The sequence below is a fragment of the Pseudomonas sp. B21-010 genome, from assembly GCF_024749325.1.
Taxonomy (GTDB): domain Bacteria; phylum Pseudomonadota; class Gammaproteobacteria; order Pseudomonadales; family Pseudomonadaceae; genus Aquipseudomonas; species Aquipseudomonas kilonensis.
Genome location: NZ_CP087198.1, coordinates 3,321,918 through 3,336,542 on the forward strand (window position 1 = coordinate 3,321,918; position 14,625 = coordinate 3,336,542).

The window sequence follows — 14,625 nt, forward strand, 5'->3', positions numbered from 1 at the left end:
CGCCCTCCTCGTCATTCGCTTACTGTCGTGGCTCATCCCTCGGAGTGATCCCCATGCCGGATACCGCCAATCTCTACCTGTTCGTGGTTGCTGTCGTGCTTCTGCTGATCGTCCCAGGGCCCAACATGGCCTTCGTCACCAGCCATGCGCTGGCCCACGGCTGGCGTGCCGGCGTTGCCGCCGCCCTTGGCATTTCCTTTTCGGACGTGCTGATGACGATGATGGTCAGCGCGGGCATTGGTGCGCTGGTGATGAGCTGGGCGCCGGCGTTCGACATCCTGCGCCTGGCCGGGGCTGGTTATCTGCTGTGGCTTGCCTGGCAAGCACTGAGAACACCAGCAGCGACTCAGGATAGCCAGCTCCAGGCGGCTTCGCTGTGGAAAATCTTCTGCCGAGGCGCCCTCAACAGCCTCTTGAATCCCAAGGCGCTGCTGTTCTTCATGGTGTTCCTGCCCCAGTTCGTCAACGTCAAGGCTGGCGGCGTCAGTGTGCAGTTGATCTTCCTGGGCGCTTTGCTCGCGCTGATTGCACTCGTATTCCATACGCTGCTGGGTGTTTGCGCCGCTCAGCTCAGGGCGAAGCTGGCAAGCGGCGGGATTTCAAGGCGCCTGGGTACGTATGGTTTTGCCGGGGTCATGGCAGCGCTGGCCGCACGCCTGTTGTTTCTTGATCGCCCGCTTTGACCACTGGCTTCCCTGCGCCAGCGATTGGCCTATGCTTAGCCAATCCATTGCGGAGCTGGATCAATGTCGTCCTCGGAAACCACCCTCCTCCAAAGCTGGCACCACAACGCCCAATCCTGGATCGAAGCCATCCGCACGGGTGCCATCGAAAGCCGGCTGACGGTCACGGACCAGGCCATGCTACTGGCGGTACAGAGCCGTCAACCTGCGCGCGTGCTCGATCTGGGTTGCGGCGAAGGCTGGCTGTTGCGGGCGCTGGCTGAACGGGGCATCGAAGCGGTTGGTGTGGATGGCGACACGACGCTGGTCGATGCGGCGCGGGCGGCGGGTTCCTCGCCGGTGCATCTGGCAAGCTATGACGCGCTGGTGGAGGCAAAGGTGGACGTCGGCAGCGGCTACGACCTGATCTGCGCCAACTTCGCCCTGTTGCACCAGGACATTATCCCATTGCTCGCCGCGATGAATGCCCTGCTCAGCCCAGGCGGCGCGCTGGTGGTGCAGACGCTGCATCCATGGACCGTGGCGGCGGGCGATTATCAGGACGGTTGGCGAGAAGAAACCTTCGATGGGTTCAAGGGCCAATGGCAACGTATGCCGTGGTACTTCCGCACCTTGTCCAGTTGGCTCAATGCCTTGGACATGGCCGGTTTCCGATTGGTGGTCCTGCAGGAACCGCAGCATCCACAAAGCCCGGTGCCGCAGTCGTTACTGCTGGTGGCCGAGCAATCCCCGTCATGGCGTTAGCGACTCGACGGTAAAACACCCCGAGCGATACACCCTGCGCGCCTGCAGTCCGCGCTTTTGCAGGGTTTTCCTGACGGTTCTGAGAAACATGCCGTGAGAGACAACGATCGTGGTCTTCCCCGGTTCGCCGCAACTGTTGTAAAGCTCATCGGCGATACCGAGCGCCCGCTGGTGTTCGGCTTTTCGGCTGGCGGCGCCCAGTGAAATCCCCAGCAACCACAGGATCCTGTGCAAGGCGAACCAATGCCTCACGCCCATTTTCAAGACGGGAATGCTGCTCAGCCGCAAGTCGTATTCACGTAGTCGAGCATCCTGTTGGATACGTGTGGCTTCGAATAGCCGGCATGCCGTCGCGTAGGCTCTGTTGACGGGCGAGGAAATGATGTTGGCTTCGGTCGCCAAAAGCACTTGGGACAAATCCGGTTGGCTCAGGAATGCGGCAATTTCGTCTTCATCGATGGATGAGGTCTGGTTGTATTCATCCAGCAGCAGCTTGGCTGAACGCGCATTGCAGGGTTTGTAATCGATCAGTGGCGTGGCATGGCGTATCAGGTAAATCACAGCGACAGCTCCCTTGTGTTGTCTTGAAAATCCCTTTCGAAGCGCATCTGTATACACGTAACGACGCCATTGATCGAGTTTGGTAAATATCGTGGCGAGGGAGCTGGGTAGGAGCTGTCGAGTGCAACGAGGCTGCGATCTTTCCCCTGACACTTAAATCTCAAGCGAAAGATCAAAAGATCGCAGGCTTCGCCAGCTCCTACAGAGTCCTGCGAGAGCAAGCTCTGGCCAGAAATTGCCGGGAGCTTACCAAAGCGCCATCGTGTAGCTGACGATCAACCGGTTCTCATCCAGGTCGTTGCCAAAATTCGAGCGCACCGTTGCGTTGCGCCATTTCAAGCCCAGGCCCTTCAAGGTTCCATCCTGTACCACATAGGCGATATCCGTGTTGCGCTCCCATTCCTTGCCTTCGCCCGGTGCGCTGCGCTGGACGTTGTCGCCGGTGATGTAGCGGGTCATGAAGGTCAACCCGGGTACGCCAATGGCCGCAAAGTTGTAGTCATAGCGCGCTTGCCAGGAACGCTCGTCGATGTTGGCGAAGTCGCCGATCTGCACGAAGTTGACCAGGTAGGGATCGCTGCGTCCGATGTACGGGAACGGATCGTCGCCGCTCATGCGCTGGTAGCCCAGGCCCAACGCATGGCCCGCCAGGCTGTAGGTGAACATGGCGCCGAAGGCCTGGTTGTCGAGTTCGCGAAAACTGCCGTCTTCGGTGCTGCGCGAATAGCGCACGTCACTCTTGAACGACTGGCCTGCGCCCAGGTCCAGGGTGTGGACGAAGCCGAGGTAGTTCTGCTGGTAGATGTCTTCCAACAGGCTATAGCGGTATTGCGCCGTGAGGTTCGGCAGGAACTGATAGTCCGCTCCGGCGAACTGGAACTTGTCGCTGCTACCGCCGATGCGGTTGGCGGTCATGTCCTGGTAGTCGGTGGAGTCGACAAAATTGATCTGCGTGAGTTGCCCGGCAGTCAGCTTCAAACGATCGATTTCCTGCACGCTCAGCAAGCCGCCCTTGAACGTTCCCGGCAACAGGCGCGTATCGTTGGAACTCACCGCAGGGTCCTTGATCTGCAACGTTCCCAGCTTCAAGGTGCTGTTGGACACACGGACTTTGGCCGTCAGGCCCAGCTCGCCATAGCGGTCTTGCGAACCGCCAGACAGATCCGCTGGCAGCAGGTTGGTGCCCGCCGTACCGCCCCCGGAGTCCAGTTTGAAACCGGCCATGCCCAAGGCATCGAGGCCGAAACCCACGGTCCCGGCGGTGTATCCCGACTCCATCCGCAGCAGAAAGCCCTGCGCCCATTCTTCGGCCTTGTCCCGTGCCCCTTCCTGGCGGAAGTCGCGGTTGAAGTAGAAATTGCGGGCCTCCAGGCTGCCTTTGCTGTCGGCGATGAAGTCGGCCTGGGCGTTCGGTACGCCGATCAGGCTCAGGCCCAGCAACGTACCGGCGGGGGTATAAAACCAGGTGGATGTGAAATGCCCCATGGCATGCTCCTTTTTTATGGACACGAGCGAACCCTCTCGGGGGCGTAGCAATCGCGTCCGATGGTTGTTGTTTTAAGAGTTGTTGTGGCGTCCGCGCTGTGCGCGGACGTCACGGTTGGTCAGGACTCGAGCTGTCTGCCGCGGGTTTCCGGCAGGCTCAACGCCGCCAGGATCACCACGCCATAGGCGCCGGCGGCAAACACGCCGATCCCGGTGCCGATGGGCAAGGTGTTGCTCAACGCGCCGATGAACAATGGGAACAGCGCCGCGATGGAACGCCCGGCGTTGTAGCAGAAGCCCTGCCCCGACCCGCGCATGCGGGTGGGAAACAGCTCGGTCAGGAATGCGCCCATGCCGGCGAAGATGCCCGAGGCGAAGAAGCCCAGTGGAAAGCCCAGCCAGAGCATCCAGGTGTTATCGATGGGCAGTTGGGTGTAGGCCAGGACGATTGCCATGGAGCCGACTGCGAACAGGATGAAGTTCTTCTTGCGGCCGATGGCATCGGTCAGCAACGCACTGGTCACGTAGCCGATGTAGGAACCGACGATGACCATCGCCAGGTAGCCGCCCGTGCCGAGCACACTCAGGCCGCGTTCGGTTTTCAGGTACGTCGGCAACCACGTAGTGATGGCGTAGTAGCCGCCCAGCGCACCGGTGGTCAACAGCGAGGCGCGCAACGTCGTGCTGAGCATCCGTGGGGCAAATATCTCGAAGAATGCCCAGCGAGAGCCCAGTTCCGGCTTGGCCTGGCGCTCCCGCACCGCATGTTCGAAGGTATCCGACTCCTTGACCAGTCGACGGATCACCAGCACAAACAGCGCCGGCACCAGGCCGATCATGAACAATGCCCGCCAGGCGTCTTCCGGCGGCAGGAAACTGAACAGTCCGGCATACAACAGCGCGGTCAGCCCCCAGCCCAGCGCCCATCCGGCCTGCACCATGCCCACTGCTTTGCCACGGTCCTTGGAGCGGATCACCTCGCCGATCAATACCGCCCCCGCGGTCCATTCACCGCCGAAGCCAAAGCCCATCAAGGTCCGGGCCACCAGCAATTGCTCGTAGTTCTGCGCCAGCCCACACAGGAAGGTGAAGAATGCGAACCACAGGACCGTCAATTGCAGGGTCCGTACCCGGCCGATACGGTCGGACAGGATCCCGGCGATCCAACCGCCGGCCGCCGAGGCCAGCAGCGTGCAGGTGCCGATCATGCCGGCGTCGCCCTTGGAAATCCCCCAGGTCGCGATCAGGGTCGGGATGACGAAGCTCAGCATCTGCGTATCCATGCCGTCCAGGGCATAGCCGATCTTGCAGCTCCAGAATGTACGTTTTTCATTTTTCGACAGGGGGCCGTACCAACTGAACGGGCCCGTGCGCCCTGTCCCGGTGGTTACGCAGTCAGTCATGGTCTTTTCCATGGAAGGTTCCTGCGGCAGCAAGCGAAGATGACGGACACGCCTCGTTATTTTTTTGTGAAGGCGTTGTCGTTGGGGATGCGGACGCAGTGGCTGCGTCGTGGAGCGGATTCTTGGTGGCGGATCGGCACAGCGTCAAACGGGAAAAACAACAGATGGGACATAAGAAAATTTGATGCCCCAACGGCCCGATCTGGAGTAACAATTGCAACATAAGAACCACCCGCACCCAGAGAGCCTTCATGAACCTCAAATTCCTCGAAACCTTTGTCTGGGTCGCCCGGCTACAGAGTTTCAGCCTCACCGCCGAGAAGATGTTCAGCACCCAGGCGGCGATCTCCAGCCGAATCGCTTCGCTGGAAGAGGAGTTGGGCCTGCGCCTGTTCGTACGGGATTCGCGCGGGGTTTCGCTGACACCTGAAGGCCTCAAGGTGCTCGACTACGCCGAACAGATGCTCGAAGTGCAGCGGGCGTTGAAGCAGTCACTGGACACCACCAGCCCGCAGCAAGGCCTGGTGCGCATCGGCGTGATGGATACGGTGATCCACACCTGGCTCAGCCCGTTGATGTCGATGCTGATGCAAGCCTTCCCCGCCGTGGAAATCGAAATCACCGCCGACGCCGCGCGCAATCTCTGTGACCAATTGCAAAAAGGCTACCTGGACATCGTGTTCCAGACCGATCTGGTCCGCCACGAAAGCGTGCGCAACCTGGAACTGGGTCACTACCCCATGCACTGGATCGCCGCCAGCCAGTCGATCTATGCCCGCCCCTATGCGTCGCTGGTGGAGATGGCCGGCGAGCGCATCATCACCTTCGTCAAGCATTCGCGACCGCATCAGGATGTACTCAACCTGTTGTACGCCCATGGCGTGGGTGCGCCGCGGGTCAGTTGCGTCAACTCAGTGTCGGCCATGACCCGGCTGATTCGCGACGGATTCGGCATCGGCGCCTTGCCCGCCGCGCTGGTGGCCAAGCCCCTGGCCAGCGGCGAATTGATCCAGCTCGAACCCGGCACCGCCCTGCCCCAGCTCGACGTCGTCGCCTCGTGGCGCGCTGGTGTCGGCCTGGAACTGGTCGAGAATATCGTGCAGATGAGTCGCCAGGTGGTCAGCCAATACGCCGTTGATGTCGGGCCGCAACGCATGGTGGCGGCTCCCGGGCTGAACAGCCAACCACCTCTTGAATAACTTTTAGTTGTCACGGGGTAGCAATATTCCTTGTTGGACGTCATCGCCACGGTGTTCTCAAAGTAGCGAACGAACGCTTGGAGAGCCCCGTAATGATGTCCTTCGAACAACTGCAGCAATGCACGCCCCTGGCCCTGCGCCAAAGCATCGCCGCCGGCCAGTACCAGGGCCACACCAGCGGCCTGGGCCAGGGCCGCGTGCAAGCCAATATCGTGATTCTGCCCGGCGACTGGGCCAATGAATTCCTGCGCTACTGCACCCTCAATCGCCAGGCCTGTCCGGTGCTTGATGTGACCGAGCCAGGCGATCCGTTCTTCCGCAACCTGGGCGTCGCCATCGATATCCGCCACGAGGTGCCTCAATACCGGGTCTACCGCCACGGCGAGTTGAGCGAAGCGCCGCTGGACATCGAACACCTGTGGCAGGACGACCTGGTGGCCTTCGCCCTCGGTTGCTCGTTCTCGTTCGAACAACCCCTGCTGGAGGCCGGCATCCGTTTGCGGCACATTGAGTTGGGGCGCAATGTCGCGATGTTCCAGACCAACATCGACACACGCCCCACCGCTCGCCTGTCTGGCAAAATGGTGGTGACCATGCGGCCGATGAAAGCCGCCGCGGCCATCCAGGCGATCCAGATTACCGGGCGCATGCCCAACGTTCACGGCGCCCCGGTGCACATCGGCGATCCGTCACTGATCGGCATTCAATCCCTGGACTCGCCGGATTACGGCGATGCCGTGCCGGTGGAAGCGGACGAGATCCCGGTGTTCTGGGCCTGCGGCGTGACGCCTCAATCGGTGGTCCAGGCCTCGCGTCCACCGTTGTGCATCACCCACGCCCCGGGCTGCATGCTGGTGACGGACTTATGGAACAGTGATTTGTAAACCTCGGACGAGGCTGTTTTTCAACTTGAAGGGACACACGATGAACACCGCTCAGCAATCGATTCAACAGTACATCAGCGCCAAGGACGGCAACCGCCCTCACCTGCTGGACCAGGCTTTTACGCCGACTGCTATTCTGCACATGGTGGTGCGCACCGGTTCCATCACGTTTCCCGACCACGTCGAAGGCCGTACCGCCATTGGCGACGTGCTGGTCAGTCGCTTTGGCCAGACCTTCGAAAACGTCTACACGTTCTGCCTGGCCGCCCCGCCACCGGCCAACGCCGAGGCGTTCCAGTGCAAATGGCTGGTGGCGATGTCCGACAAGAACAGCGGCGAGGCACGCGTCGGTTGCGGCCTGTATGACTGGCAGTTCGATCCGGCGTCAAGCCTGGCCAAGCGACTGACCATCACCATCGAACACATGAAGACCCTGCCGGCGACCGATCTGCCGATGATCATGGCCTGGGCATCACGGCTGGAGTACCCATGGTGCCAGCCTGAAGCGGTTATCGATAACGTGCCGGACTCAGGCGCGCTTCAGGATGTTATCCGGTACCTGGAAGATCTTTGATCAGGCTGCCCATGCGCTTTCAGGAGTCTTCCACGACTGTTTCAAGGAATCGCCCCAAATGAACATCAAGTTTCTCGAAACCTTCGTCTGGGTCGCCCGCCTGAAGAGCTTTCGCCTCACCGCGGAAAAGCTGTTCACCACCCAGGCGTCCATTTCCAGTCGGATCGCCGCCCTGGAGGACGAAATGGGTGTGCGCCTGTTCGTGCGCGATTCCAAAGGTGTGTCGCTGACCTCCGAAGGCCAGCGCGTGCTGGAGTACGCCGAGCGCATCATGGACACCATGCAAAGCATGAAAGCCGTGATCAAGGATCCGCGCCAGGTGCGCGGTCGGATCCGCATCGGTGCGATGGATACGGTGATCCACACCTGGCTCAGCCCCTTGGTTACGCGCCTGATGGAATGTTACCCAGCCCTGGAAATCGAACTGTCGGCCGACACCGCGAGCAACCTGTGCTCGCAACTGGAGAAAGGCTACCAGGACATCATTTTCCAGACCGACATCCTGCGCCTGGACAGCGTACGCAACGCGCTGCTGGCGCGTTACCCGATGCACTGGGTGGTGCGCACCGGCTCCGCCTATGACCGCTCCTATGCGTCGCTGGAGGACTTGTCGCAGGAACGCATCGTGACGTTCTCGCGCAACTCTCGCCCCCACCAGGACATTCTCAACCTGCTGCACTCGGCCAACATCGTCTCGCCCCGCATCAACTGCGTGAACTCGGCCTCGGCCATTACCCGCCTGGTTCGCGACGGCTTTGGCATTGGCGCCATGCCCGCGGCGCTGGTCGTCGGCGAACTGGCCCAAGGCACATTGACGTTGGTGGACGGTGTGCCGCTGCCCTCGGTCATGGACATCGTGGCCAGTTGGCGGACCGGCGCGGGAATGGAACGGGTGGAAGACATCGTCAGCCTGACCCGCGAAGTGGTCAGCGAATTCGTCGCACAATTACCGGCCGAGTACCGACTCGATATGAATTAAGCCGCCCATTCATTTCGTCATCAGATATTCACACCGGTGACATACCGTGGGCACCGATTGATCCCGTCCCTCGATCGGTGAGCCATCTGCCTGATGCAAGCATTCCTGAAAAACAGCCCCCCCGAAGCGCCGACTAAAACGCCAACTCATAGGGAACACAGGCATGACGCGCAGAACAGCGACAGGTCCCGTGAAGGTGAGATCTGTGTTCGGTTCCTGTCGTGTGCAGACATTCCCTCGCTGCTTGAGCTCGAACAAAAGAAATGGACGGACGATCAGCGGGCCGATGCCGCCATGCTGGCCTCCCGAATCGCCGCATTCCCTGCCCTGAGTGTCGGTGCGTTTTGCACTCGCAGCGGCACCGCGCAGGCATCGCTGTTCATGAAACCGACCCGGCACGACCATATTCGCCAGTGCCCGACCTGGGCAGATTGCGCGAGGAAACAGCACGGTGACGAATCGGCCAGAACGGATGCGTTGTTTGGCATCAGCCTGAGCAGCGTCGATCCGAAAGCGGCCAATGCGATTTTCGAGTTCTTCTGGCCCTATGCGCTGAAACAAGGCTGGTCGGTCATCTATCTGGGATCCCCTGTCCCGGGCCTGAGGGATTGGCGCTCGAAAAACCCCGGTAGCACAGTTGCACACTACATCCTGGGTAAACGCCAGGGAGTGCCGTTGGACCCACAACTGCGGTACTACTTCAAGAAAGGCTTTCGCAAGATCGTCGCCATCAAAGACAACTACTTCCCCCATGAGCCTTCGCTGGATGTCGGCGTGCTGATCCAAGGCAAAGTGCCGCTGTCGGGCCTTTCGTTCATCTGGAAGAGAGTTCCGTTGCCCTGGTTGCAACGCATGAAAAAACTGGTCTTCGTGTGCCTGTGAACACTTCCCGGGCTGTAGCCGTTGCCCGTGCAGTGGCTTTTGCTTCATCGAGCAGCAATCTTCCCAGCTACCTGTTCATGGCACTGTGCGTCCTGAATACCGCCGCGATTGCCTGGTTGGCGACGCACGAGGCATTCGTATGGCTGGCTGTCGCACCGCTGATCGTGCTCCAGGCGATCCTGATGATCGGTGTCCAGGAGATCAAGCATCAAGGCGTGCATCGCCAGTTCCTCGTGGGCACACGCCTCAATGACGCAGTGGGGGTGTTCGCGGCAGGCATTTTTGCGGCCAACTTCGTGGGCTACCGCTACTTCCACCTCGAACACCACCGCAAGACCTGCCAGGCCGATGATCCCGAAGGCTTGATGTACGAACAGACCTGGCCCACCCGCTGGATCAGCCTGCTGGGCGCCGCAGAGCAATTCTGGGTGGCGATCTCCACCAACAGGATCTCCCGCCGCTACCTGCCGCCGAACGCGGTCTGGCGCTGGCGCTGGAACAACGCCTTGATCGTCGTTTTTGCCGGTGCGCTGGCGTTCGGTCTCTATGAGGTGCCTCGCCTGGTCGTCTGCGTCTATCTGCTCCCTTATTGCCTGTTTGCCTGGATGGATTTCTGGCTGACGCAAGCCGAGCACTATGGCGTACGGATCTCGGCCCAAGGCCCGCGCCGCGCGCCCTGTGAGATCACCACGGACGTGCGCCTGCCAAAGGCCCTCTCCTGGCTGATCCTGCATCGTTCGCTGCATCGCACCCACCATCATGCGCCTGCAACCCGCTGGTTCCACGCGCACGCGCAATCGAGGGTGCTCGCCAAAGACAAGCCCGGTGGCATGACAGACCTGCCCACGTTCGTTGCGACATGGATGCGACTCGGTCCCAGACTCTGGAAATAAGCCATGAAAAACAACTGCGAGCCCTTCTGGAACGACACACCGATCAGGACCTACCTGTTCGATGCCTTTTCGGTGCTGCTGCCTGCCGGCGAACAATTTGTGATTTCGGTGGTGGAATCATCCGCGTTGCAGTTGCCGCCAACCTCGCCACTGGCTGACCAGTCACGCGACTTCGTGGCCGAGGAACGCGCCCACCAGCGAGCTCATCGCCTCTACAACCAACAACTGGAAAAGCAGGGTTTTGCAGTCAAGAAATACGAACACGAGATCGAAAAGGACCTCGATGCCCTGCGTGCCAAACTGTCACTCCATGCGCAGCTGTCCCTGGCCGCGGCGTTCGAGCATGTGACGGCCGTCACCTCGCGGATCGCCTTGCGCAGTGGCGGGCTGCTTTCCACCAGCGCCTCCCCGCAAACACGCCTGTGGCGCTGGCACTGCACTGAAGAAGTGGCTCATCAGCACGTCACCACCGATCTGCTCCAGGCGTTGGGTGTCCCCTATTGGCAGCGGATTGTCTATTTCTTGGCCGCATCGGCGCTGATGACCTTCGATGTCCTGCGGCATCTGCATGGTTTTGCTCGCTGGGACATTGCCCGCGGCCGCGTCAGCGCCAGGCAGTTGGGATGGGCCACGGGGCGCCTGCTGCTGCGCGACGGCGCGAACCTGGTGCTGCTGGCAAGCGGATGGGCCGCCTACTTTCTTCCGCTGAAAACGAATGCGGTGGCGGACTGTAAGTGAACTGCAATATCGCCGACTTATTCTGGACCGAGCGCACGGCGGCGAATGGCTGGTTGTGCATGTCGCCCGCTCGGAATGATCCAGGGAGTTCGCCATGAAAATCAGTGTATTCGGAAGTGGTTACGTAGGCTTGGTGCAAGCTGCCGTGTTGGCCGAAGTGGGCCATGACGTGGTGTGCATGGACATCGACGAGCGCAAGGTCGACAGCCTGCGCCAAGGCCAGGTGAGCATTTACGAGCCGGGCCTGGCCGCGCTGGTGCGTGAAGGCCTGGAGGCTGGCCGTTTGCATTTCACCTGCGACGAACAGCTCGCCGTGCAGCACGGCCAAGTGCTGTTTATCGCCGTGGGCACGCCTTCCCGGGACGATGGCAGTGCCGATCTGAGCCAGGTCCTGGCCGTCGGCGAGGCCGTCGCCCGCTACCGCGAGCAACCGCTCATTGTGGTGGAGAAGTCCACCGTGCCGGTGGGCACCGGCGACGTTCTGCGGGCGCACATCGACAAATGCCTGCTCAAGGCCAGTCGCCTGCTGCAGTTCGATATCGTCTCCAACCCCGAATTCCTCAAGGAAGGCTCGGCGGTCGCCGATTGCCGTCGTCCGGATCGCATCGTGATCGGCTGCGAGCGCGAGGAAGTGCGCGAAACCATGCGCGACCTGTACGCCCCGTTCAACCGCAACCACGACCGGGTCCTGTTCATGGACCTGCGCAGCGCCGAGCTGACCAAATACGCCGCCAACGGCATGCTGGCGACCAAGATCAGTTTTATCAACCAGATCGCCGAACTGGCCGAACACCTGGGGGCCGACATCGAGTCCGTGCGCCTGGGCATCGGCGCCGACTCGCGCATCGGCTATCACTTCATCTACCCGGGATGTGGCTACGGCGGCTCGTGCTTTCCCAAGGACATGCGTGCCCTGATCCACACGGCCGAGCAGGCTCATTGCTCCAGCGACCTGCTGCAAGCGGTGGAAGCCATCAACGGGCGGCAGAAACACAAGCTGTTCGAGCGGATCAACGCGTTCTACCAGGGCGACCTGCGCGGCAAGACCTTCGCCCTCTGGGGCCTGGCCTTCAAGCCCAATACCGACGATATGCGCGACGCACCGAGCCGCACCTTGCTGGAATCGCTTTGGGCCGCAGGTGCCAGCGTCCGCGCGTTCGACCCGGAGGCGATGCAGCAGACGCAATTGCTCTACCCCGACGAGCCCCGACTCATGCTGATGGGCACGCCGGAATCGGTGTTGCCGGGGGCCGACGCGTTGGTCATCTGCACCGAATGGCAGCCCTTCAAGGCGCCGGACTTCGACCTGATCCAGCAACGGCTCAAGGCCCCAGTGATTTTTGACGGTCGTAACCTGTTCGATCCGGAGCGCATGGACGACAAGGGTTTCACCTATTTTCCGATGGGTCGCGGGCAGTCGCGCAACCTGCCTATCGCCCAGCAAACGTGGTTCCCAGCTTCGAGAAGCGCGTGACCTGTGGCGTTACCTCAAAATTAATGCACTCAAGCAGCATTAATATGAATTTGTAAGCAAGGGTTGTGAACGGCACACTGTGCAGCGTTCCTCCCCCAACTGTTGGAACACTTAAAGGGCTTTCTGGGACCTCCCCGTAAGCCCCTTTTTTTGTTCGTTTTTTGGATTGTCGCTTAATGCTTTCTCGCTGGTTCCCCGCCGCTATCAATACCCGCCCCACCGAATGGAGCCGCGCCGCCATCGGCATGGCGCTGGGGACGATGTTCAGTGTCTGGCTCTGTGGCCAGGTATTCGGCCTTGAGGTGGCGCAACACCTGATCGGCCCGCTCGGCGCCTCGGCGGTGCTGTTGTTTGCGGTGTCATCGGGCGCCCTCGCCCAGCCCTGGTCGATTGTCGGCGGTTACCTGTGTGCGTCGGTCGTCGCGCTGCTGGTGGCCCATGTATTGGGTCGCACGCTGGGTAGCGCCTGCCTGGCGGCGGGCATGGCGCTGGTGTTGATGTGCTGGCTGCGTTGCTTGCATCCACCGGCAGGCGCCCTGGCGGCGACGCTGGTACTGGCCGCCCCGTCTATCATTACCTTGGACTGGCAAGCCGTTGGCGCGGCGATGCTGGCCGGTTCCGGGCTGCTGGCCTTTGCCCTGGCCTACAACAACCTGACGCGGGTGCGCTATCCCAAGCGAGCCAGCGAACCGGTGGCCGTCATACCGGCTGACCACCCTCCCGTCGACCGCCAGGCGATCACCGCCGAAGACCTGAAACTGGCCTTGGCAGAAATGGAAGCATTCTTTGACGTCACACCGGAAGATCTCGAACAATTGATCCACGTCAGCGAGCGAAATGCCAAGCGCCGCAGCATCGCGGAGGTTCTCTCTAGTCGCGGTTGAGCCTGTGGCTGCTATAAATATGCAGAAAGGACCTGCACGTATCCCTGTTGTGCAATGCAAATTTGCACTGGTACGATCCTGAATGGGTACGCGCGACACAATTCATAAAGAAGAATAAAAGCAGGGAGTTAGCGATGACAGCTCAGGTTTCATCACACGCTGCGGGAACCATCGAAACCGCGGCCTATGAGGTGCTGGTCGAAGTTCGCAATCACATTGGCCATTTGACCCTGAACCGCCCCGCCGGCCTCAATGCCCTCACCCTGGGCATGGTGCGCAGCTTGCAGCAACAACTCGATACCTGGGCTCTGGACCCACAGATCCGCGCCGTGGTGCTGCGTGGCGCGGGCGAGAAGGCGTTTTGCGCCGGCGGTGATATCCGTTCGTTGTACGACAGCCACAAGCAGGGTGACACCCTGCATGAAGACTTCTTCGTCGAGGAATACGCCCTCGACCTGACGATTCATCACTACCGCAAACCGATCGTTGCCTTGATGGATGGCTTCGTGCTGGGCGGCGGCATGGGACTGGCCCAAGGTGCCGACCTGCGGGTGGTGACCGAGCGCAGCCGCCTGGGCATGCCGGAAGTCGGCATCGGGTATTTCCCGGACGTGGGCGGCAGTTACTTCCTGCCGCGCATTCCTGGCGAACTGGGTATCTACCTGGGCGTCAGCGGCGTGCAGATCCGTGCGTCTGACGCCTTGTATTGCGGGCTGGCCGACTGGTATCTGGACAGTCGCAAGCTTGAACAGCTCGATGCGCGCCTCGATCGCCTGGCGTGGGGTGATACGCCACTCAAGGACCTGCAAAGCTTGCTGGCCAAGCTTGGTGTGCAACAGCTGCCTGCCCCGCCCCTGGCCGACCTGCGGCCAGCCATCGACCATTTCTTTGGCCTGCCCGACGTGCCGAGCATGGTCGAGCAGTTGCGCCAGGTCACCGTCGCCAACAGCCACGAATGGGCGATTAAGACCGCCGACCTGCTGGACAGCCGCTCTCCCCTGGCCACGGCCGTGACCCTGGAAATGCTGCGGCGCGGTCGGCATTTGAGCCTGGAAGACTGTTTTGCCCTGGAACTGCATCTGGATCAGCAATGGTTCGAGCGCGGTGACCTGATCGAAGGTGTGCGCGCCTTGCTGATCGACAAAGACAAGAACCCGCGTTGGAACCCGCCGACCCTGGAGGCGCTGGACGCTGACCATGTGGCGAGTTTCTTCGACGGCTTCGACGACCACGGGAACTGAG

15 protein-coding genes are annotated in these 14,625 nt (G+C 61.1%); 12 read left to right on the top strand and 3 right to left on the bottom strand.

All coding sequences use genetic code 11. From position 1 onward, the window contains the following. Window positions 1-53: 53 nt before the first annotated feature. Window positions 54-683: a LysE family translocator gene (locus tag LOY50_RS14540; protein ID WP_214510382.1), complete on the top strand. Its 630-nt coding sequence runs from the start codon at window positions 54-56 to the stop codon at window positions 681-683. A gap of 63 nt (window positions 684-746) precedes the next feature. Next, complete coding sequence (locus LOY50_RS14545) at window positions 747-1,427, top strand: bifunctional 2-polyprenyl-6-hydroxyphenol methylase/3-demethylubiquinol 3-O-methyltransferase UbiG (RefSeq protein WP_258687972.1); 681 nt, start codon at window positions 747-749, stop codon at window positions 1,425-1,427. Here LOY50_RS14545 and LOY50_RS14550 read toward each other — a convergent pair. The 3 genes from LOY50_RS14550 to LOY50_RS14560 form a co-directional block, all read right to left on the bottom strand. Beyond that, on the bottom strand, window positions 1,416-2,045 hold the full coding sequence (locus LOY50_RS14550) for a histidine phosphatase family protein (RefSeq protein ID WP_258687974.1): 630 nt from the start codon (window positions 2,043-2,045) through the stop codon (window positions 1,416-1,418). The genes LOY50_RS14545 and LOY50_RS14550 overlap by 12 nt on opposite strands. Before the next feature lie 189 nt (window positions 2,046-2,234). Next, complete coding sequence (locus tag LOY50_RS14555) at window positions 2,235-3,473, bottom strand: OprD family porin (RefSeq protein WP_258687976.1); 1,239 nt, start codon at window positions 3,471-3,473, stop codon at window positions 2,235-2,237. A 119-nt stretch (window positions 3,474-3,592) separates the two neighbouring features. Next, window positions 3,593-4,876, bottom strand: coding sequence for an MFS transporter (locus tag LOY50_RS14560; RefSeq protein ID WP_214510379.1), 1,284 nt, complete (start codon window positions 4,874-4,876; stop codon window positions 3,593-3,595). A 251-nt stretch (window positions 4,877-5,127) separates the two neighbouring features. On the opposite strand from LOY50_RS14560, the gene LOY50_RS14565 reads away from it, so the two are divergent. From LOY50_RS14565 to LOY50_RS14610, 10 genes are all read left to right on the top strand, one after another. Next, window positions 5,128-6,075: a LysR family transcriptional regulator gene (locus LOY50_RS14565; RefSeq protein WP_253474941.1), complete on the top strand. Its 948-nt coding sequence runs from the start codon at window positions 5,128-5,130 to the stop codon at window positions 6,073-6,075. Window positions 6,076-6,167: 92 nt separating this feature from the next. Continuing rightward, window positions 6,168-6,959 (top strand): putative hydro-lyase, encoded by a 792-nt coding sequence (locus LOY50_RS14570; protein ID WP_258687978.1) that lies wholly within the window; start codon window positions 6,168-6,170, stop codon window positions 6,957-6,959. Between the two features lie 40 nt (window positions 6,960-6,999). Further along, window positions 7,000-7,533 (top strand): hypothetical protein, encoded by a 534-nt coding sequence (locus tag LOY50_RS14575; protein WP_258687980.1) that lies wholly within the window; start codon window positions 7,000-7,002, stop codon window positions 7,531-7,533. A 58-nt stretch (window positions 7,534-7,591) separates the two neighbouring features. Further along, window positions 7,592-8,512, top strand: coding sequence for a LysR family transcriptional regulator (locus LOY50_RS14580; protein ID WP_214510375.1), 921 nt, complete (start codon window positions 7,592-7,594; stop codon window positions 8,510-8,512). 93 nt (window positions 8,513-8,605) lie between these two features. After that, the gene (locus LOY50_RS14585) at window positions 8,606-9,394 is read left to right on the top strand and encodes a hypothetical protein (protein WP_258687982.1); all 789 of its coding nucleotides are present in this window, start codon (window positions 8,606-8,608) and stop codon (window positions 9,392-9,394) included. 77 nt (window positions 9,395-9,471) lie between these two features. Continuing rightward, entirely contained in the window at window positions 9,472-10,287 is an 816-nt protein-coding gene (locus LOY50_RS14590; protein WP_258687992.1) for a fatty acid desaturase, read from the top strand. Window positions 10,288-10,290: 3 nt separating this feature from the next. Then, complete coding sequence (locus LOY50_RS14595; RefSeq protein ID WP_253474951.1) at window positions 10,291-11,025, top strand: metal-dependent hydrolase; 735 nt, start codon at window positions 10,291-10,293, stop codon at window positions 11,023-11,025. Between the two features lie 94 nt (window positions 11,026-11,119). Beyond that, complete coding sequence (locus LOY50_RS14600) at window positions 11,120-12,499, top strand: UDP-glucose/GDP-mannose dehydrogenase family protein (RefSeq protein WP_258687995.1); 1,380 nt, start codon at window positions 11,120-11,122, stop codon at window positions 12,497-12,499. Window positions 12,500-12,675: 176 nt separating this feature from the next. After that, entirely contained in the window at window positions 12,676-13,383 is a 708-nt protein-coding gene (locus LOY50_RS14605; RefSeq protein ID WP_253474957.1) for an HPP family protein, read from the top strand. Between the two features lie 134 nt (window positions 13,384-13,517). Continuing rightward, window positions 13,518-14,624 (top strand): enoyl-CoA hydratase/isomerase family protein, encoded by a 1,107-nt coding sequence (locus tag LOY50_RS14610; protein WP_214510371.1) that lies wholly within the window; start codon window positions 13,518-13,520, stop codon window positions 14,622-14,624. The last annotated feature ends 1 nt before the right edge of the window (window position 14,625 follow it).

What these genes read in the sequence shown, in the direction of transcription:
- LOY50_RS14540 (WP_214510382.1), top strand. Translation starts at nt 54, where the DNA reads ATGCCGGATACCGCCAATCTCTACCTGTTCGTGGTTGCTGTCGTGCTT.
- LOY50_RS14545 (WP_258687972.1), top strand. Translation starts at nt 747, where the DNA reads ATGTCGTCCTCGGAAACCACCCTCCTCCAAAGCTGGCACCACAACGCC.
- LOY50_RS14555 (WP_258687976.1), bottom strand. Translation starts at nt 3,473, where the DNA reads ATGGGGCATTTCACATCCACCTGGTTTTATACCCCCGCCGGTACGTTG.
- LOY50_RS14560 (WP_214510379.1), bottom strand. Translation starts at nt 4,876, where the DNA reads ATGACTGACTGCGTAACCACCGGGACAGGGCGCACGGGCCCGTTCAGT.
- LOY50_RS14565 (WP_253474941.1), top strand. Translation starts at nt 5,128, where the DNA reads ATGAACCTCAAATTCCTCGAAACCTTTGTCTGGGTCGCCCGGCTACAG.
- LOY50_RS14570 (WP_258687978.1), top strand. Translation starts at nt 6,168, where the DNA reads ATGATGTCCTTCGAACAACTGCAGCAATGCACGCCCCTGGCCCTGCGC.
- LOY50_RS14575 (WP_258687980.1), top strand. Translation starts at nt 7,000, where the DNA reads ATGAACACCGCTCAGCAATCGATTCAACAGTACATCAGCGCCAAGGAC.
- LOY50_RS14580 (WP_214510375.1), top strand. Translation starts at nt 7,592, where the DNA reads ATGAACATCAAGTTTCTCGAAACCTTCGTCTGGGTCGCCCGCCTGAAG.
- LOY50_RS14585 (WP_258687982.1), top strand. Translation starts at nt 8,606, where the DNA reads ATGCAAGCATTCCTGAAAAACAGCCCCCCCGAAGCGCCGACTAAAACG.
- LOY50_RS14590 (WP_258687992.1), top strand. Translation starts at nt 9,472, where the DNA reads ATGGCACTGTGCGTCCTGAATACCGCCGCGATTGCCTGGTTGGCGACG.
- LOY50_RS14595 (WP_253474951.1), top strand. Translation starts at nt 10,291, where the DNA reads ATGAAAAACAACTGCGAGCCCTTCTGGAACGACACACCGATCAGGACC.
- LOY50_RS14600 (WP_258687995.1), top strand. Translation starts at nt 11,120, where the DNA reads ATGAAAATCAGTGTATTCGGAAGTGGTTACGTAGGCTTGGTGCAAGCT.
- LOY50_RS14605 (WP_253474957.1), top strand. Translation starts at nt 12,676, where the DNA reads ATGCTTTCTCGCTGGTTCCCCGCCGCTATCAATACCCGCCCCACCGAA.
- LOY50_RS14610 (WP_214510371.1), top strand. Translation starts at nt 13,518, where the DNA reads ATGACAGCTCAGGTTTCATCACACGCTGCGGGAACCATCGAAACCGCG.